This is a genomic window from Cryobacterium tepidiphilum (assembly GCF_003716325.1).
Classification (GTDB): Bacteria; Actinomycetota; Actinomycetes; order Actinomycetales; family Microbacteriaceae; genus Cryobacterium; species Cryobacterium tepidiphilum.
Window position 1 is genome coordinate 24266 of sequence record NZ_RDSR01000001.1, and the last position, 17394, is coordinate 41659.

17 protein-coding genes and 1 tRNA gene are annotated in these 17394 nt (G+C 69.1%); 11 read left to right on the forward strand and 7 right to left on the reverse strand.

Features of this window, described 5'->3' with window-relative positions; translation table 11 throughout:
- Positions 1–51 precede the first annotated feature (51 nt).
- From EEJ31_RS00140 to EEJ31_RS00150, 3 genes are all read right to left on the reverse strand, one after another.
- On the reverse strand, positions 52–252 hold the full coding sequence (locus EEJ31_RS00140) for a hypothetical protein (RefSeq protein ID WP_123044266.1): 201 nt from the start codon (positions 250–252) through the stop codon (positions 52–54).
- Entirely contained in the window at positions 245–697 is a 453-nt protein-coding gene (locus tag EEJ31_RS00145; RefSeq protein WP_123044267.1) for a hypothetical protein, read from the reverse strand. Before EEJ31_RS00145 ends, EEJ31_RS00140 begins: the two co-directional genes overlap by 8 nt.
- A gap of 82 nt (positions 698–779) precedes the next feature.
- Positions 780–850: transfer RNA gene (locus EEJ31_RS00150), tRNA-Gly, on the reverse strand.
- A 74-nt stretch (positions 851–924) separates the two neighbouring features.
- On the opposite strand from EEJ31_RS00150, the gene dcd reads away from it, so the two are divergent.
- The gene (gene dcd, locus EEJ31_RS00155; protein WP_123044268.1) at positions 925–1533 is read left to right on the forward strand and encodes a dCTP deaminase; all 609 of its coding nucleotides are present in this window, start codon (positions 925–927) and stop codon (positions 1531–1533) included.
- A 145-nt stretch (positions 1534–1678) separates the two neighbouring features.
- Here dcd and EEJ31_RS00160 read toward each other — a convergent pair whose 3' ends face one another.
- Positions 1679–1918, reverse strand: a complete 240-nt coding sequence (locus tag EEJ31_RS00160; RefSeq protein ID WP_123044269.1) for a hypothetical protein — start codon at positions 1916–1918, stop codon at positions 1679–1681.
- Positions 1919–2075: 157 nt separating this feature from the next.
- Here EEJ31_RS00160 and EEJ31_RS14230 point away from each other — a divergent pair, with 157 nt between their 5' ends.
- The 3 genes from EEJ31_RS14230 to EEJ31_RS00175 all read left to right on the forward strand — a co-directional run bounded on the left by EEJ31_RS14230 (position 2076) and on the right by EEJ31_RS00175 (position 6470).
- Positions 2076–5012 (forward strand): helix-turn-helix transcriptional regulator, encoded by a 2937-nt coding sequence (locus tag EEJ31_RS14230; RefSeq protein ID WP_123044270.1) that lies wholly within the window; start codon positions 2076–2078, stop codon positions 5010–5012.
- Positions 5013–5109: 97 nt separating this feature from the next.
- Positions 5110–5901, forward strand: coding sequence for an alpha/beta fold hydrolase (locus EEJ31_RS00170; protein ID WP_123044271.1), 792 nt, complete (start codon positions 5110–5112; stop codon positions 5899–5901).
- Positions 5902–5945: 44 nt separating this feature from the next.
- Positions 5946–6470 (forward strand): hypothetical protein, encoded by a 525-nt coding sequence (locus tag EEJ31_RS00175; RefSeq protein ID WP_123044272.1) that lies wholly within the window; start codon positions 5946–5948, stop codon positions 6468–6470.
- Positions 6471–6483: 13 nt separating this feature from the next.
- Here EEJ31_RS00175 and EEJ31_RS00180 read toward each other — a convergent pair whose 3' ends face one another.
- The 3 genes from EEJ31_RS00180 to EEJ31_RS00190 all read right to left on the reverse strand — a co-directional run bounded on the left by EEJ31_RS00180 (position 6484) and on the right by EEJ31_RS00190 (position 9375).
- Positions 6484–7260, reverse strand: a complete 777-nt coding sequence (locus EEJ31_RS00180; RefSeq protein ID WP_199727232.1) for an SDR family NAD(P)-dependent oxidoreductase — start codon at positions 7258–7260, stop codon at positions 6484–6486.
- Positions 7261–7351: 91 nt separating this feature from the next.
- The gene (locus tag EEJ31_RS00185; protein WP_123044274.1) at positions 7352–7984 is read right to left on the reverse strand and encodes a bifunctional 4-hydroxy-2-oxoglutarate aldolase/2-dehydro-3-deoxy-phosphogluconate aldolase; all 633 of its coding nucleotides are present in this window, start codon (positions 7982–7984) and stop codon (positions 7352–7354) included.
- 62 nt (positions 7985–8046) lie between these two features.
- A complete protein-coding gene (locus EEJ31_RS00190) occupies positions 8047–9375 on the reverse strand; it encodes an MFS transporter (RefSeq protein ID WP_123044275.1) in 1329 nt (442 codons plus the stop codon).
- 179 nt (positions 9376–9554) lie between these two features.
- Between EEJ31_RS00190 and dnaK the strand changes: the two genes are divergently transcribed.
- The 7 genes from dnaK to EEJ31_RS00225 all read left to right on the forward strand — a co-directional run bounded on the left by dnaK (position 9555) and on the right by EEJ31_RS00225 (position 17362).
- On the forward strand, positions 9555–11417 hold the full coding sequence (dnaK, locus tag EEJ31_RS00195) for a molecular chaperone DnaK (RefSeq protein ID WP_123044276.1): 1863 nt from the start codon (positions 9555–9557) through the stop codon (positions 11415–11417).
- An 8-nt stretch (positions 11418–11425) separates the two neighbouring features.
- Positions 11426–12043: a nucleotide exchange factor GrpE gene (locus tag EEJ31_RS00200; RefSeq protein ID WP_123044277.1), complete on the forward strand. Its 618-nt coding sequence runs from the start codon at positions 11426–11428 to the stop codon at positions 12041–12043.
- On the forward strand, positions 12036–13028 hold the full coding sequence (locus tag EEJ31_RS00205) for a DnaJ C-terminal domain-containing protein (protein ID WP_123044278.1): 993 nt from the start codon (positions 12036–12038) through the stop codon (positions 13026–13028). Before EEJ31_RS00200 ends, EEJ31_RS00205 begins: the two co-directional genes overlap by 8 nt.
- 14 nt (positions 13029–13042) lie before the next feature.
- The gene (locus EEJ31_RS00210) at positions 13043–13468 is read left to right on the forward strand and encodes a heat shock protein transcriptional repressor HspR (protein WP_123044279.1); all 426 of its coding nucleotides are present in this window, start codon (positions 13043–13045) and stop codon (positions 13466–13468) included.
- Between the two features lie 21 nt (positions 13469–13489).
- A complete protein-coding gene (locus EEJ31_RS00215; RefSeq protein ID WP_123044280.1) occupies positions 13490–14620 on the forward strand; it encodes a class I SAM-dependent methyltransferase in 1131 nt (376 codons plus the stop codon).
- Positions 14621–14757: 137 nt separating this feature from the next.
- Positions 14758–15147 (forward strand): hypothetical protein, encoded by a 390-nt coding sequence (locus EEJ31_RS00220; RefSeq protein ID WP_123044281.1) that lies wholly within the window; start codon positions 14758–14760, stop codon positions 15145–15147.
- Positions 15148–15193: 46 nt separating this feature from the next.
- Positions 15194–17362 (forward strand): ATP-dependent Clp protease ATP-binding subunit, encoded by a 2169-nt coding sequence (locus EEJ31_RS00225; RefSeq protein WP_123044282.1) that lies wholly within the window; start codon positions 15194–15196, stop codon positions 17360–17362.
- Positions 17363–17394: the final 32 nt, after the last annotated feature.

Below are 17394 nucleotides of genomic sequence, written 5' to 3' on the forward strand. Positions count from 1 at the left end.
CTTGGCGGAAGACGACTGGCTGAGCGTCAACCCGGCGGACGCTTGGGCGCGCTACTCTCGGGTTTCCTGATCGCTGGTGGTCGCGTCCAGTTCGGACGCGTCCTGGTCGCGCTCGTCAAGGACGGTGGTGTCGCCACTGGCAAGCCGCAGCAGTTTCGGTGACGATGGCAGGCCCAGAAGTTTGTTCGACGTCACGCGGGTCCTCGCGGCGGCGACGTAAACGCTGGGCGCGTAGGTGAGCGGTCTAGCCATCTCGCACCTCCTCTTCCGCGATTTTACGCCCGTTTGTCCCTCTGGGATCCGAGTCGCTTCTCAATCCTGCCTCGTCCAGCACATTGTCGGTGAGCGCCCGGATGAAGGCCACCTGGGAGTCCTCAATGGCCCAGGTGCCAGACGACTGCAGCGCTTCCAGCGCCCGGTAGCCAAGCGCTGCTTCGTTGCTGTCTGGGGAAAGCGAATGGTCGGCGGCCCACATCGTCGCCGACCACCATTTCTCCCACCGGCTGGCCTGAACCCGTTGCCTCTGATCTTCACTTGCGGTGCTGCGTGCCGCTTTTGTCGATCGGCTCGCCGCGAGGAATGCAATGATCGCCGCGGTCAACGCCGCAACCGCCGCAGCGCCGGGTGAGAACAGGAACGGGCGCCAGAATTCTGTCCAGGCATCACCCGAGGCGGCCTGGACGATCAGCGCCTTCACGGCGACTTCCTCGTCTGCATGCCGTCAGCATAGATCGGGCAACGGACGTCGCGGGAGGAGCCACAAGCGGCGCCACACAGAGAGCGGATGACGGGAATCGAACCCGCGCTATCAGCTTGGGAAGCTGAAGTTCTGCCATTGAACTACATCCGCATGCTCCCGAAGCGCGCGACGGCGGCATCCGGAACCATGCCAGCTTAGCAAGTGCACGCCGATAGGCTGGCACCGTGCTTCTCTCGGATCGCGACATCAAAGCTGAACTCGGCGCAGGACGCGTCACGCTCGACCCCTTCGAGCCCGGCATGGTGCAGCCGTCGAGCATCGACGTGCGCCTCGACCGCTATTTCCGCCTGTTCGACAACCACAAGTATCCGTTCATCGACCCGGCAGAGGACCAGCCCGAGCTCACCCGGCTGATCGAGTCGAAGCCGACCGAGCCGTTCATTTTGCACCCCGGCGAGTTCGTGCTCGGGTCGACCTACGAGCTCGTCACGCTGCCCGACGACATCGCCGCGCGCCTCGAGGGCAAGAGTTCGCTCGGACGCCTCGGCCTGCTCACCCACTCCACCGCCGGATTCATCGACCCCGGGTTCTCGGGTCACGTCACCCTCGAGCTCAGCAACGTCGCCACCCTGCCGATCAAGCTCTGGCCGGGCATGAAGATCGGGCAGATGTGCTTCTTCCGGCTGTCGTCACCGGCCGAGAAGCCGTACGGCTCCAGCGAGTACAGCTCCCGGTACCAGGGGCAGCGTGGCCCGACGGCGTCGCGGTCGCACCTCAATTTCCACCGAACGGATGTCTCCACCGGCCCCGGCGACGCGAGTTCGCCGAGCTGAGTCCCGGGCCGACGGCCGCCGTAGCGTCACGCGGGTTGAACGCCGCTACGCGCGCTGAATTCAGCCCGCGCAACGGCGTTCAACCCGCGCATGGCGCGCCGCACGCGTAGCGGCGCTATGCGTGCGGCGGCGTTGAGCGAGAGGCTCAGCTCTCAGGAACCCAGGGGGCGGCGGGGTTACCGAGCCCGGTGAGGTTGTCGCACCGCACCAGTTGGGTGCCGACACGCGTGAGGTGGCACGACAGCTCGCGCGGCACGACGCTCACGCTCGGCACGCCCGGATCCTGGACCGCGGCGGCCGGCACACCGGCCACGACTCCGCCGACGACGAGGGCAGCGCCTACGAGGACGACGCTCCAGCGCGGCGCCGAAGTGATGACGGACATGGTCAGGCCTTTCACATGCAGGAGGTCAGGCAGTCGCCTGATCACTTCACACTGCGCTCACGGCAGCCGGTGAGGCATCCGCCGATACCCCTCAAATGTGAGCGACGAATCCTCAAATAACCGCGCCGGGGGCCCACATCGGTGGGAAACTTGCACCATGGCCGCTCGTTCCGGCGGAATCGGGCCGGCTTTCGTGGGGCGGTCCAGGGAGCTGGACGTCGTCGGTGCGCTCGTGCAGCGGGCGGTCGACGGTGAGTCCGGCGGTCTCCTGGTCTTCGGTGATGCCGGCGTGGGAAAGACGGCCCTCGTGCAGCAGGCATGCTCGAATGCCGACCCAGACGCCCTGGTGCTCGTCGGCGCGTGCCTGCGCCTCACCTCCATGACGGTCCCGTTTCTCGCCATCCGCTCTGCCTTGCGGGCTGCCCCGCGCGACGTCGTGTCGTTACCGCAGCTCCCTCCCGGCGACACGCCGGCGAACGTGCCCGTCGCCTTCGATGCCTGGATCGATGATCTCTGTCGCGAGCGGCCGGTGGTCCTCGTGATCGACGATCTGCACTGGGCCGACCGGAGCACCCTCGACGTGCTGATGTACCTCCTCGCCGGTCCCGCCCAGCGGCGCCTTGCGCTCATCGTGACGGCTCGGGCCGGGGAACTCGGCGACGACAACGTCCTGCAACGCTGGCTTGCCGACATCCGTCGCCTGCCACGCGTAGAGGAACTGGCCCTCGAGCCGCTCGACCGGGTCGAGACCGGTGACCAGATCGCCCAGCTGCTCGGGGCCGCGCCGCACCAGTCGCTCGTTGAAGACGTCTTCGCGCACACGCATGGCAACGCCTACCTCAACCGCCTTGTGGTGCACGACCTCACCGCAACCGCCCGCCACCTCCCGCCCGACCTCCCCGGAGACCTGAAGTCGGCCGTGCTGGAATCCTGGCGGAGCCTCACGTCGGCGGCGCGTGAGCTGACGCGCATCGTGGCGGTCGGAGGGCGGCCTGTCCATCCGCGCCAGCTCAGCGACGTGACGTCGCGGCCGGTCGACGCGGTCCTGCCGCTCCTGCACGAGGCCGTCGACGCGGGTGTGCTCGACCAGTCCGCGCGAGGCGGCTACTGGTTCCACCACCCGATGATCGCCGAGCTGCTGCAGCAGAGCCTCGACCCCGACGAACGCGTGCGCTGGCACGCCGCCTTCGCCGCGCACTACGAGAAGACGGTGACGGATGCCGCTCCGACGGCCGACGGGTCCACTCCCGTCGAGCCCATGGTCGCCGTCGCCGACCACCACTACCGGGCGTATCACCCGGCCGAGGCCTACCGGTGGGCGCTCCGGGCCTCCGATGCGGTCGGGGCGGTCGGGGGCGTGAGCGAGATGCTGCGTCTGCTCCGGCGCGCGGTCGACCTGCGGGAGCAGCTCGGGAGCGCGGTGGAAGACCGGCAGGAGCTCCTGCTGCGGCTGATGCAGGCCGCGTGCGACGCCGGCGCCCATGAGGAGGAGCTCCGGGCGATCCACCTCCTGCTCGACGAGGTGCAGCGCGACGCGCAGCCCCTGCTGGTCGCCGAGCTCCTGGTGCGCCGCGCCCACCTGAGGTTCACGGTGGGGCACGCCTTCCTGTCGGCGAGCGACATGCGATCGGCGGTGGCCTTCGCCTCGCGCGAGCCGGCGAGCTGGCAACACGCTTTCGCGCTCGCCGAGCTCGCCCATGCCAAGATCTGGCAGGGCGACCCGGGAGCCCCGGCGCTCGCCGACCAGGCGTTGGCGGGCGCCCGGACGTCGGGGCATCCCCGGGCCCTGTCGTACGCACTGACCGCAAAGGCGATGTCGGCTCTGGTCGGCGGTGACGCCGAGGAGGCCGTGGGCCGGGCAACGGAGGCGGTGGACGCATCCGTTGCCGCGCGGGACTACTGGGCGTACTTCAACGCGGCCGTGTGGGAAGCCAACGCCCTCGAGATCTGGGCGAGCCGCACGTTCGCCGACCGGCTCCGGCTGCGCCGCGAACAGCTCGCGGCCCTCGGCGCGCCGCACCCGTACCTTGCCATGCTTTCGGCGGAGGAGGCGAGCAGTTGGCTGGCGGTGGGGGACTGGCGGGAGTGTCTCGACCGGCTTCGCGTGGCGCTGGGCTCCGACCCGGGACCGTTCGCGGACGTCAGCGCTCGGCTGGCCGCTGCCCGGCTGGCCGCCCTCCAGGGCCGCCCGGCGGAGGCGCGCGGTCACCTCGACCGGGCAGACGAGGTGTTCATCGCGAGCAGCGGCTACCCGAACTTCACCTTCGACGCGGTGCGCGCCGAGGTGTGCCTGGCCGGGGGCGACCCCGCCGGCGCCGTCGAGGCGGCCCTGGCCGGAGCGAACTCGCCGGGGATGCCGCCCACCATGTGCGAATGGTTGCTTCCGCTCGCGGCCCGGGGGTTGGCCGACCAGGTCGAGGCGGTGCGCGTCGTCGGCGGCGACCCGACGCCGCTGCTCCGGGCGGTGGATGGGCTCACGGCGAGGTTCCCGTCGGTGATCCGCGACTTCGGGCTCCCGACCGAGCTGTGGCGCCGGCAAGTGCGCGCTCTGGAGGGCCTGTACCTGGCCGAAGTGGCGCGGGCCCGGGAGGACGCCGACAACCAGGGCCGGTGGGTCGCCGTGATCGACGACTGCCACGAGGGACAGCTGGCGTGGGAAGAAGCCTATGCGTGCTGGCGCGCCGCGCAGGCGCTGTTGGTGCGCGGGCACCAGCGTGAGCGGGCCGCGTCCGTTCTCCGTCGGGGCCTTGCCCTCGCCGAGGAGCTGGAAGCCCTGCCGCTGCAGACGGAGCTCGAGGAGCTGGCCCGCACGGCCAGGATCCCGTTCGGGCGGGTCGATTCGGGCGCCCCCTCGGAGCGCACGAACCGGTCCGCGTCGTCGGCGCGGCTGCCTGGCCTGACCTCGCGGGAGCTCGAGATCCTCGACCATGTCGTGGCCGGCCGCACCTACGGTGAGATCGCTCGTGCGCTCGTGATCAGCGAGAAGACGGTGAGCTCCCACATCTCCAACCTGCTGCGCAAGACCGGGGCGGCAAATCGCGTCGACCTCGCCCGTCTGGCGCGCGCTCGGCAGGGGCGACCGCGGGGCATGTGAACGGATGCTTGCGCCAGGTCGGGGTGGACGGCAAGCTGGGCGAAGCATCCGTTGCGGCAGGTGCCCACATGAATGACCACCAGACGAAGGAGTCCCGATGACGCTGACTGTGACCTCCGCCGACGGAAGCACCATCGCGTACGAGAAGACGGGGACCGGCCCCGCGGTGATCGTGATCGGCGGGGCCTTCAGCACCCGGCAGTCAGCGGGCGGTCTCGCGCCGCTGTTCGCCGCGCACTTCTCGGTGTACGCGTACGACCGACGCGGGCGGGTCGACAGCACACAGGCCGGGCCGTATGCCGTCGAGCGCGAGGTCGAGGACCTCGCCGCACTCATCGAGGTGGCGGGCGGCTCCGCGTGCGTCTTCGGGCACTCCTCCGGCGGCTTGCTGGCCCTCGAGGCAGCGGCACGCGGATTGCCCATCGCGCGGGTGGCGGCGTACGAGCCGCCGTACACCGAGACTCCGGGCGGGTACCGCTCGGTGCAGGAGTGGCGCGCTGACATCGAGGGGGCGCTCGAGGCCGGGGACCGGGCAGCCGCGGCACGGTCCTTCATGCGGGGCACGGGCGCCGATGCCGCGAGCATCGACGCCATGGCCAATCTGCCATGGTGGCCGGGAATGCTGGAGGTCGCCCACACCTTGCCGCACGACCTCGCACTGCTGGGAGACGGCACGGTGCCCGTCGAGCGGATGCGGCGCATCGCGGTTCCCACCCTCCTCATCTACGGCGGCGACAGCGGGGACTGGGCCGGGAAGGCGGTGGAGGCCCTCGCGTCGGCGATTCCCGGCGCCAAGCAGGTGGCGATGCAGGGCCAGACCCATAACGCTGACCCGGCGACCGTGGCCCCCGAGGTCATGGACTTCTTCCGCGAGGACGACGCCCGGTAGGGCATCGACGCGCGGCGTGTCGGCATCCGGGATAAAATCGGCACATGGATGCCCGCCGCCCGTCCCGCCTGGCCGAGGCGCTCCTCGCGCCCGGGCCCACAACCGACTACCCGGCGAGAATGCGCCGCTTCGGGCAGCTGGTCGGCACCTGGGCGGTGAAGGGATCGCGGCTGGATGAGGCCACCGGCGAGTGGTCGGCGCACGAGTTCACGTGGATCGTCGACTACATCCTCGACGGCCGCGCAGTGCAGGATGTGGAGCTCGTGCCCAGCACGACCAGCCCCACCGGTTTCGTGACCCGCGCCACGACCATCCGCGTCTACGACCCGGAGGCCGGTGCCTGGCGGGTGACGTCGTTCGCCCCCACGATCGGCGAGTACTGCCATCTCATCGCGACCTCGTACCGTAGCGGCGTGCGGCAGGACGGCACGCGCACCGACGGCAAGCCCATCCGGTGGAACTTCACCTCGATCGCCGACGATTCCTACGCCTGGGAGGCCTGGGTCTCCCACGACGAAGGCGGCACCTGGACCCTCATCGGACGCAACGAGGGCACGCGCCTCAGCTGACAGCCGACCGGGCCTACTCGGGCCGCAACCGCAGATTCTGCATGCCGCCGTCGACCGCGAGGGCGACGCCCGTGGTCGACCCGGCGCCCGGGCCGGCGAGGTAGGCGACGGCTTCCGCCACTTCTTCCGCCGACACCAGTCGGCCGTGCGGCTGGCGCGCATTGAGGGCGGCCCGCTCGGCCTCGGGGTCGGCGGCCTTCTCCAGCAGCCGGCTGACCCACGGGGTGTCGGCGGTGCCGGGGCACACACAGTTCACGCGGATGCCCTCGCGCAGGTGATCGGCGGCCATCGCGCGGGTCAGCGCCAGCACGGCCCCCTTCGACGCGCTGTACAGCGCGCGCTGGGGCAGGCCGGCGGTCGCCGCGATCGACGCCGTGTTCACGACGGCCGCGGCCGGGGACTTCTGCAGCCACGGCAGCGCGGCCCGGGTCACGCGGGCGACGCCCACGACGTTCACGTCGAGCACGCGCGCCCACTCGTCGTCATCGTTGTCGGCGATGGTGCCTTGAGCGCCGATCCCGGCGTTGTTCACCACGATGTCGATGCGCCCGAACTTCTCGACGACGGCCTCGACCCCGCCGCGGACGGACGCATCGTCGGCAACGTTCACCGGGAGGGCGAAGAGCGCGGGATCCGCCGCTTCCGGGCGCAGGTCGAAGGCGGCGACCGACGCGCCACCCGCCAGCAACCGCTTCGCGACGGCGGCCCCGATACCCGAGGCCGCTCCGGTGATGATCGCGACGAGTCCTTCGAAATCCTGGCCCACTGGTTCTCCCGTTCCTGTCCACATCGACGCGGCCGTGCCCGCCCTCACAGCTTATACATCGGATGTCTCAGTGGCATCAAGAACCGAACGTGCCAGTGGGGTCGTCAGGAACGGGTCAGGCCCCGACGCCGCCGGGCATGAAGAGGCGCGCCTTCCGCTCCACCTCGTCGTAACGGTCGGCGGCCAGGTCGGCCGCCGAGACCAGGTCGCTGCCCGCCCCGACCGCGATGGCACCCGCAGCGAACCATTCGTCGATGTTGTCGGGCGTGACCCCGCCGGTGGGCATGAGTGGCACGTCGGGGAACGGGCCGCGGAGCGACCTGAGGTAGCCGGGGCCGCCGAGCGACGCCGGGAAGATCTTGACGACGTCGACCTCGAACTCGGTGGCCGCCATCACCTCGCTCGGGGTGAGTGCCCCGGTCATCACCACGAGCCCGGTGTCCTTCATCGCGGCGACCAGGTCGCGACGCGTGCCGGGGCTCACCAGGAACGCGGCGCCGGCATCCGCTGCCTGCTTCGCCTGGTCGGGCGTGGTGACAGTGCCCGCGCCCAGGTAGATCTCGTCGCTGTATCGGTCGGCCAGCGCCCGGATGACGCCGGGGGCGTCGGGGGTGGAGTAGGTGATCTCGAGCCCGGTGATGCCGCCCGCGATCAGGGCGTCGGCGGCACGCAGGGCGCTGTCGGCGGACGGCGCCCGCATGACGGCGAGCACACGAGTGGTCTGGAGCACATCGAGGGAGGTGGACATGCGCTAAGCCTTGCATAGAACCGATGCGGTGGTCCCGCGACGCTCAGTCCTCGACAGCGGGCTCAGCGCAGCTGCTCCTGCTTTGCCGTGACCGGCAGCAGTGCCAGCAGCCCGGCCAGCAGCACGAGCATGATGCCGAGGATGCCCCAGTACGTCGCGCCGAAGATGCCCACGAACGCCGCGAACGCGGTGGGGGCGAGGAAGCTGACGGCGCGGCCGGTGGTCGCGTAGAGGCCGAACACCTCGCCTTCACGCCCCGGGGGGATAAGGCGGGCGAGGAAGGTGCGGCTGGCCGATTGCGCGGGGCCGACGAACAGGCAGAGCGCCAGGCCCGCCGTCCAGAACACGATCTGGCCGCCGTCGTGCAGCAGGAAGATGAGGGCGGCGGAGATGACCAAACCGATGAGCGCCGTCACGATCACCGGCTTCGCGCCGAGCCTGTCGTCGAGCGCCCCCACGCTGATCGTCGCGACCCCGGCCACGACGTTCGCGGCGATCGCGAAGATGATGACCTCGCCGGCCGAGAAACCGAACACGGATGCCGCGAGCACGCCGCCGAACGTGAACACGCCGGCCAGCCCGTCGCGGAAGATCGCGCTCGCCACCAGGAACCAGACGGTGGGGCGGCTCACCGCCCACAGGCGGGCGATGTCGCGGCCGAGGCGAACGTAGGAGCCGAAGAAGCCGACGCGTTCACGCCGGGCCTGCGGTGGCACGCGGTACTCCGGCACTGTCAGCAGCAGCGGCAGCGCGAAGAGACCGAACCACGCCGCGGAGATCAGCATCGATACCCGCACGGCCAGCCCGTTGGCATCCGTCACGCCGAACCAGCCGACCTCCGGGTGGATGAACCCGAAATACACGATGAGCAGCAGCACGATGCCGCCGAGGTAGCCCATGCCCCAGCCGAAGCCGCTGACCTTGCCGATGGTGCGCGGGGTGGAGACCTGCGCGAGCATGGCGTTGTAGTTGACGCCCGCGAACTCGAAGAAGACGTTGCCGGACGCCACCAGCACCAGCCCGAGGAGCAGGTAGGAGGGGGACGCCTCGACGAAGAACATGGCGGCGGTGAGAGCCACGACCAATGCGGTGTTGACGCCGAGCCAGAACTTGCGGCGGCCGGCCACGTCGGAGCGCTGGCCGGTCACGGGCGCGAGCAGCGCGATCAGCAGGCCGGCGGCGGCCAGGGCCCAGCCGAGCTGCGCCGAGATGACGTCTTTGTCGCCGAACGACGAGCTCGTGATGTAGACGGTGAAGACGAAGGTGGTGACCACCGCGTTGAAGGCCGCAGACCCCCAGTCCCACAGGCTCCAGGCCAGCACCCGCCCTCGGGGAATGTGCGTCGGTGTGGTGTCCATCCCCGCGCCACTCTGCGCCGTGATCTCGGTCATGCGATCAGGTTAGTGGTCGCGGTCACCGCACGGCTGCATTGCAAGTTGAGTCCAGCGTGCTCAAGTTTTCGTTCCTGACCTTGACAGCAACGGATGGCAGGTGCACACTTGAGTCAGCAAGGCTCAAGTCTTAGAAATCCCCCCGCAGTACGCACAATACCTGAAGGAGAAACACCCCTATGTCTCGTGCAGTAGGTATCGACCTCGGAACTACCAACTCCGTGGTGTCCGTTCTCGAAGGTGGCGAACCCACCGTCATCGCGAACGCCGAAGGTCTGCGCACCACCCCGTCGGTGGTCGCCTTCACCAAGGACGGCGAGGTGCTCGTCGGCGAGACCGCGAAGCGCCAGGCCGTCACCAACGTCGACCGCACCATCTCCAGCGTCAAGCGCCACATGGGCACCGACTGGAGCGTCAAGATCGACGACAAGAAGTACACGCCGCAGGAGATCTCGGCGCGCATCCTGGCCAAGCTCAAGCGCGACGCCGAACAGTACCTCGGCGACACCGTCACCGACGCCGTGATCACGGTTCCCGCCTACTTCAACGACGCCGAGCGCCAGGCCACCAAGGAAGCCGGTGAGATCGCCGGCCTCAACGTGCTCCGCATCATCAACGAGCCCACCGCAGCCGCCCTCGCCTACGGCCTCGACAAGGGCAAGGAAGACGAGCTCATCCTGGTCTTCGACCTCGGTGGCGGCACGTTCGACGTCTCCCTGCTCGAAGTCGGCAAGGACGAGGACTTCTCCACCATCCAGGTGCGCGCCACCGCCGGTGACAACCGCCTCGGCGGCGACGACTGGGACCAGCGCATCGTGGACTGGCTGATCAAGAAGTTCAAGGAGACCACGGGCGTCGACGTCTCGGGTGACAAGATCGCCAAGCAGCGCCTGAAGGAAGCCGCGGAGCAGGCCAAGAAAGAGCTGTCGAGCAGCATGTCGACCAGCATCCAGCTGCCCTACCTCTCGCTCACCGAGAACGGACCGGCCAACCTCGACGAGACGCTCACCCGCGCCCAGTTCGAGAACATGACCAGCGACCTGCTCGACCGCACCAAGAAGCCGTTCCAGGACGTCATCCGTGAGGCCGGCATCAAGGTCAGCGACATCGCCCACGTCGTGCTCGTCGGTGGATCGACCCGCATGCCCGCCGTCTCGGATCTCGTGAAGCAGGAGACCGGCGGCCAGGAGCCCAACAAGGGCGTGAACCCCGACGAGGTCGTCGCCGTCGGCGCCGCGCTGCAGGCCGGCGTGCTGAAGGGCGAGCGCAAGGACGTTCTGCTCATCGACGTCACCCCGCTCTCGCTCGGCATCGAGACCAAGGGCGGCATCATGACCAAGCTCATCGAGCGCAACACGGCCATCCCGACCAAGCGCAGTGAGACGTTCACGACAGCGGATGACAATCAGCCGTCGGTCGCGATCCAGGTGTTCCAGGGTGAGCGCGAGTTCACCCGCGACAACAAGAACCTCGGAACCTTCGAGCTCACCGGGATCGCTCCGGCGCCCCGCGGTGTTCCGCAGGTCGAGGTGACCTTCGACATCGACGCCAACGGCATCGTGCACGTGTCTGCGAAGGACAAGGGCACCGGCAAGGAGCAGTCGATGACCATCACCGGTGGCTCTTCGCTCGCGAAGGAAGACATCGAGCGCATGGTGCGCGAGGGTGAAGAGCACGCCGCGGAGGACAAGCGCCGCCGTGAAGCGGCCGAGACCCGCAACTCCGCCGAGCAGCTCGCCTACTCGATCGAGAAGCTGATCAAGGAGAACGACGAGAAGCTGCCCGCCGACGTCAAGAGCGAGGTGCAGGCGGATGTCGACAACCTCAAGTCCGCCCTCGCCGGTGACGACGACGACGCAGTGAAGTCGGCGTTCGACAAGCTGAACGAGAGCCAGGGAAAGCTGGGCGAGGCCATCTATGCCTCCAGCCAGGCCGACGCCGGCGCATCCGCTGCCGGTGGCGAGCAGCCCGCCGACGCGAGCGGATCCGATGAAGACGTTGTCGACGCCGAAGTGGTCGACGACGAGAACGAGACGAAGTAGAGGCGAACATGACTGACGAGAAGCGTCCCGAGGAACAGCCCGAGCCGGAGCAACAGCCCCAGCCTGGTCCGCAGGATGACTCCGTCGAGCAGTCTGAGACCGAGGGGGCGCCTGCCGATGGCGCCCCCGAGGCCTCGGCCGACGGGATCGAAGAAGACGAGCTGACCGTCCAGGACATCCTCGATGCGGCCGAACGCGAGGCGGCTGAACCCAGCGATGAGCACCTGATCGACCTCAAGCGCGTCACGGCGGAATACGCCAACTACCGCAAGCGCACCGAGAGCAACCGTGAGGTGGAGCGCGAACGCGTCGTCGGTGACGTCGCGAAGCTCCTGCTTCCGGTGCTCGACGACCTCGACCGCGCCGAGAAGCACGGCGACCTGGCCGGCGACGCTCCGTTCGCGACCATCGCGGCGAAGCTGCGCGTCACGGTGGAGCGCCTGGGTCTGAAGCCGTTCGGCGAGGCGGGCGAACCGTTCGACCCGACCAGGCACGAGGCGATCTTCCAGCAGCCGGCCGACGTCGAGACCGAGACGGTGGCCGACGTCGTCGAGACCGGGTACTACCTGGGGTCGACGCTGCTGCGGGCCGCCAAGGTCGTGGTGCAGGTGCCCAGCAATGGCTAGCCAGGACTGGTTCGACAAGGACTTCTACAAGGTCCTCGGCGTCTCGAAAGACGTGACGCCGGCGGAGCTGAAGAAGGTGTACCGCAAGCTCGCTCGCAAGTACCACCCCGACTCGAACCCCGGCGATGCTGCGGCAGAAGCCAAGTTCAAGGAGATCAGCGAGGCGCACTCGGTGCTCTCCGATCCTGAGCAACGCAAGGAATACGACGCCATCCGCGCCATGGGCGGCGGTGCCCGGTTCACCGCCCCCCGCGCGGGCGGCGGCCAGCAGGGTGGCTTCGAGGATGTCTTCGGCAACATGTTCGGCGGGGGCGGCCGCCAGGGCGGTTATACGTTCCAGCAGGGCGGCTTCGATGACATCCTCGGCGGCATGTTCGGCGGCGGCGGGTTCGGGAACCCGAGCGGCGGCTACCGCGGCTACGGGGGACCGACGCGCGGACGTGACGTGACGGCATCCGCCACCATCGACTTCGCGACCGCCGTGCACGGCGACCAGATCACCCTGCAGACGCAGGACGGCCGCCCGATCAAGGTGCGGATCCCGGCCGGCGTCAGCGACGGGCAGAAGATCAAGCTGCGCGGCAAGGGACAGCCCAGCCCCGACGGCGGCGAGGCCGGCGACATCGTGCTCACCGTCACCGTGCGCAAGCACCCGGTGTTCGAGCGCGACGGCCTGAACCTGCGCGTTCGCGTGCCGGTCACCTTCGCCGAGGCGACCCTCGGGGCGACGATCGAGGTGCCGACACTGGGCGGCGATCCGGTGAAGCTCAAGGTGGCCCCGGGAACGCCGAGCGGACGCATCCTGCGCGTCAAGGGGCGCGGCGTCACAACGGCCAAGGGCGGCTCGGGCGACCTGCTCGCCGAGGTGCTCGTGGCGGTGCCGTCGCACCTGTCCAAAGACGCGGAAGAGAAGCTCCGGGCCTTCGCCGAGGCGCTGCCGAAGGAGAATCCGCGAAGTGACCTCCTGGCCAAGGCCCGGGACTAGCGACGGGGGCCGCAATGGATGAGACGTTTCCGGTGTTCGTCATTTCTATGGCGGCCGAGTTGGCCGGGATGCACCCACAGACCCTGCGCCAATACGACCGGCTCGGGCTCGTGCGGCCCGGTCGCACGGCAGGCAAGTCACGCCGCTACTCCGTGCGCGACGTGGCGAAGCTGCGGGAGATCGCCCAGCTGAGCTCCGAAGGCGTCAGCCTGGAAGGCATCCGTCGCATCATCGAGCTCGAAGACCAGGTGCGCGGGCTGACTGCGCGCGTGGGGGAGCTGGAGAGCGCACTGGCTGATGAGCTGCTGAACCGCCCCGGGCGGCGCGTGTTCGCGGCAGGCTCTGCCGGTGATGTCATCGCCCTGAAAGCCGGTGCCCGCATGCGCCGCTCGAATCAGGTCGTCATCTGGCGTCCCGCGCATCGGAGCGGGCAGCAGTAGCCGGGCGGATAACCTGACGGGGTGAACCGATTCGACTTCGACGCCCTGCGCCGCTGGCCCGACGTCGAGGCCGACAACCTGTTCGCCGTCGACGCGACCGACCGGCTGCTGCTCGATGAGGCACGCCCGGCGCTCGCCGCAGCCGCCCCGGGCGATGTGGCCGTGGTGGGCGACCGCTACGGGGCGCTCACCTTGGGGCCTGCGGCCCTGTTCGGCGCAACGGGCGTGCGCGTGCACCAGGATCCGTTGTCGGGCGAGCTGGCGCTTGCTGCCAACGCTCGGTCTGCCGGGCTGGCGGGCTCCTACCGGTCGCTCGGGCTGGACCGTGAGCTCGTCGCCGGCGCCCGTGTCGTGTTGCTGCAACTGCCGCGCAGCCTCGCGGCCCTCGAAGAGACGGCGGCGCTCATCGCGCGCTACGCGAACCCCGAGGTGGTCGTCTTCGCCGGCGGCCGGGTCAAGCACATGACGACCGCGATGAGCGAGGTGCTCCGCCGCCACTTCGGGCAGGTGAACGCGTCGCTCGCACGGCAGAAGTCGCGGGTGCTGAGGGCTGAGGGCGCGGTTGCCGATGAGGCGTCAACGGATGCCTGGCCTCGCCGCGAGTTCCACGCTGACCTCGGTCTCTGGGTGTGCGCGCATGGTGCCGCCTTTGCGGGCACCTCCGTCGACATCGGCACGCGCTTCCTGCTCGAATTCCTGCCGCGCATGAAAGCGGATGCCGCATCGGCCATCGATCTCGGGTGCGGCACGGGCGTGCTCGCTGCCGCGCTGGCGGTCTCTCGCCCCGCGCTCACGGTGGTCGCGACGGACCAGTCGGCGGCGGCCGTCGCCTCGGCGCGCGCGACGATGGAAGCGAACGGCGTGGCCGACCGCGTGGAGGCGGTGCGCGACGACGCTCTGGGGAGCCGGCCGGACGCATCCGCTGAGCTGGTCGTGCTCAATCCGCCGTTCCACATCGGCGCATCGGTGCACGCCGGTATCGCACTCAAGCTGTTCGAGGATGCCGCACGTGTGCTCGAACCGGGCGGGGAGCTGTGGACGGTGTGGAACTCTCACCTCGGCTACCGGCCGGCGCTCTCCCGCATCGTCGGACCCACCGAGCAGGTGGGCCGCAACGCGAAGTTCACCGTCACCGTGTCAACGCGCCAGTGACGGACCGCATTCGCGATGCGCGGGTTGAACGCCGCTGCGCGGGCTGAATTCAACCCGCGCAGCGGCTTTCAACCCGCGGAGCTCCCGGGGAGCAAGCGGACCTCCCCGGGTCAGGTATCGCGGCGTACGCTGGCGCCATGACACGCAACGACGGATTCGATGACGAACATGTGCAGAACGCGTTCTTCCGGCCCGACACTCCTGATGCGGCGAACCCCGACACGACCGGGAAGCTCGGCAACCAGGAGAACGCCGGCGTGCCCGACCGCGACGATCGCGAAGAGGACGCGCCGGAGGGACGGTGGCAGGCTGACCTCCCCGGCCAGCTCGACACCGACAAGAGTGCGGCCGGCGCGGAGCAAGGCGGGGAGATTCTCGACACCGTCAACGCCGCCGACTCGGAGGCCTCCAATGTTCCGGGCGAGACCGGCGTGAACAGCTCCGGCAATTCAATGGGCGACGACGACGATCTGCCCGGCGCGGAGCGCGTGAGGGAGCAGGAAGCACGGTTGGACGACAACGCCTGACTTGCTAAAATTGAGTCGATAAGACTCAACTTCGGAGGAACCGCAGATGCAAGCCGGCCAACAGCCACCGCAGGAAGACGCAAAGAGCGCCCTCGAGCAGTACGGCGTCAACCTCACCGAGATCGCACGCAACGGCAAGCTCGACCCCGTGATCGGGCGCGACGCCGAGATCCGGCGGGTCAGCCAGGTGCTCACCCGCCGCACAAAGAACAATCCGGTGCTCATCGGCGAGCCCGGCGTCGGCAAGACGGCCGTCGTGGAAGGACTCGCCCAGCGCATCGTCGCGGGCGACGTCGCCGAATCACTCAAGGGCAAGCAACTCGTCTCGCTCGACCTCGCCGCCCTGGTCGCCGGCGCGAAGTACCGCGGTGAATTCGAAGAGCGCCTCAAGGCCGTGCTCAAGGAGATCAACGACGCCGAAGGCGAGATCATCACCTTCGTCGACGAGCTGCACACACTCATGGGAGCCGGCGGCGGCGAAGGATCCGTTGCGGCCTCGAACATGCTCAAGCCCATGCTTGCCCGCGGGGAGCTGCGGCTCATCGGAGCCACCACCCTCAACGAGTATCGGGAGTTCATCGAGAAGGATGCCGCCCTGGAGCGACGCTTCCAGCAGGTTTTCGTGGGCGAGCCATCCGTTGAAGACACCGTGGCCATTCTTCGCGGGCTGAAGGAGCGCTACGAGGCGCACCACAAGGTCAGCATCGCCGACTCGGCGCTCGTTGCGGCCGCATCGCTCTCCAACCGGTACATCCCGGCGCGCCAGCTACCCGACAAGGCCATCGACCTCATCGACGAGGCCGCGAGCCGACTGCGCATGGAGATCGACTCTGCCCCGGTGGAGATCGATGAACTGCGCCGCAGCGTCGACCGGCTGAAGCTCGAGGAGCTCGCCCTCAAGAAGGAGAAGGACGAAGCGTCGAAGCAGCGCCTGGTCGCACTGCGCGAGACCCTGGCCGAGCGCCAGGACGAGCTGGCGGCCCTGCAGGCACGGTGGGACCGCGAGCGCGCCTCGCTCAACCGCGTCGGTGAGTTGAAGACCCAGCTCGATGAGGCGCGGATGCTGCGTGACCGGGCCATGCGTGAAGCCAACTACCAGGAAGCCTCCCGTCTCGAGTACGAGGTGATCCCACCCATCGCGCGCGAGATCGAGGCTGCGGAGCGGGCCGAGCAGGCGCCCGAGGAGGCGCGGATGGTCAACGACCAGGTGACCGCCGAGGACATCGCCGCCGTCGTGGCCGCGTGGACGGGCATCCCGGTCGGACGACTTCTCCAGGGCGAGACCGAGAAGCTTCTCCACCTCGAGGGCGAGCTCGCACACCGCCTTATCGGCCAGAAGCGCGCCGTCACGGCCGTGGCCGACGCGGTCAGGCGCAGCCGGGCCGGCATCTCCGACCCCGACCGGCCCACCGGCTCGTTCCTCTTCCTCGGTCCCACCGGCGTCGGCAAGACCGAACTCGCCAAGGCCCTCGCCGACTTCCTCTTCGACGACGAGAAGGCCATGATCCGCATCGACATGAGCGAGTACGGCGAGAAGTTCTCCGTCTCACGCCTGGTCGGTGCACCCCCGGGCTACATCGGGTACGAGCAGGGCGGGCAGCTCACCGAAGCCGTGCGCCGGCGACCGTACTCCGTCATCCTGCTCGACGAGGTCGAGAAGGCCCACCCGGAAGTGTTCGACGTGCTGCTGCAGGTGCTCGACGACGGCCGACTGACCGATGGCCAGGGCCGCACGGTCGACTTCCGCAACACGATCCTCATCCTCACCTCCAACCTCGGGTCGCACATACTCATCGACCCGTCCCTCTCCCAGGAGGAGAAGGAGGATGCCGTGCAGCAGCTCGTGCGCCAGGCGTTCAAGCCCGAGTTCGTGAACCGCCTCGACGACATCGTCGTGTTCTCCCCCCTCTCGAGCGACGATCTCGGCCAGATCGTGGAGCTCTACATCGAGCGGCTGCAGCGCCGGCTCGGGGAGCGCCGCCTGCAGCTGGCTGTGACTCCGGATGCCCGCTCCTGGCTGGCAGAGCGCGGTTACGATCCGAATTACGGGGCCCGGCCGCTCCGCCGCCTGATGCAGCGGGAGATCGACGACTCACTGGCGCAGGCGATCCTCGCCGGAAACGTGCGCGACGGCGACACCGTGCGTGTGGATCTGGCGCCCGACCGCGAGCACCTCACCGTGGCATCCGCTCCGCAGCTGCTCGACGAGGACTAGTGCCGGGGTCCCGGATCCGCGGCTGGGCGCAC

Excerpts from the sequence above, each read along its gene's own strand:
- EEJ31_RS00225 (WP_123044282.1), top strand. The coding sequence starts at position 15,194 with ATGCAAGCCGGCCAACAGCCACCGCAGGAAGACGCAAAGAGCGCCCTC.
- EEJ31_RS00210 (WP_123044279.1), top strand. The coding sequence starts at position 13,043 with ATGGATGAGACGTTTCCGGTGTTCGTCATTTCTATGGCGGCCGAGTTG.
- EEJ31_RS00180 (WP_199727232.1), bottom strand. The coding sequence starts at position 7,260 with ATGTGGACAGGAACGGGAGAACCAGTGGGCCAGGATTTCGAAGGACTC.
- EEJ31_RS00205 (WP_123044278.1), top strand. The coding sequence starts at position 12,036 with ATGGCTAGCCAGGACTGGTTCGACAAGGACTTCTACAAGGTCCTCGGC.
- EEJ31_RS00220 (WP_123044281.1), top strand. The coding sequence starts at position 14,758 with ATGACACGCAACGACGGATTCGATGACGAACATGTGCAGAACGCGTTC.
- EEJ31_RS00200 (WP_123044277.1), top strand. The coding sequence starts at position 11,426 with ATGACTGACGAGAAGCGTCCCGAGGAACAGCCCGAGCCGGAGCAACAG.
- EEJ31_RS14230 (WP_123044270.1), top strand. The coding sequence starts at position 2,076 with ATGGCCGCTCGTTCCGGCGGAATCGGGCCGGCTTTCGTGGGGCGGTCC.
- dnaK (WP_123044276.1), top strand. The coding sequence starts at position 9,555 with ATGTCTCGTGCAGTAGGTATCGACCTCGGAACTACCAACTCCGTGGTG.
- EEJ31_RS00170 (WP_123044271.1), top strand. The coding sequence starts at position 5,110 with ATGACGCTGACTGTGACCTCCGCCGACGGAAGCACCATCGCGTACGAG.
- EEJ31_RS00175 (WP_123044272.1), top strand. The coding sequence starts at position 5,946 with ATGGATGCCCGCCGCCCGTCCCGCCTGGCCGAGGCGCTCCTCGCGCCC.
- EEJ31_RS00190 (WP_123044275.1), bottom strand. The coding sequence starts at position 9,375 with ATGACCGAGATCACGGCGCAGAGTGGCGCGGGGATGGACACCACACCG.
- EEJ31_RS00160 (WP_123044269.1), bottom strand. The coding sequence starts at position 1,918 with ATGTCCGTCATCACTTCGGCGCCGCGCTGGAGCGTCGTCCTCGTAGGC.
- EEJ31_RS00185 (WP_123044274.1), bottom strand. The coding sequence starts at position 7,984 with ATGTCCACCTCCCTCGATGTGCTCCAGACCACTCGTGTGCTCGCCGTC.
- EEJ31_RS00140 (WP_123044266.1), bottom strand. The coding sequence starts at position 252 with ATGGCTAGACCGCTCACCTACGCGCCCAGCGTTTACGTCGCCGCCGCG.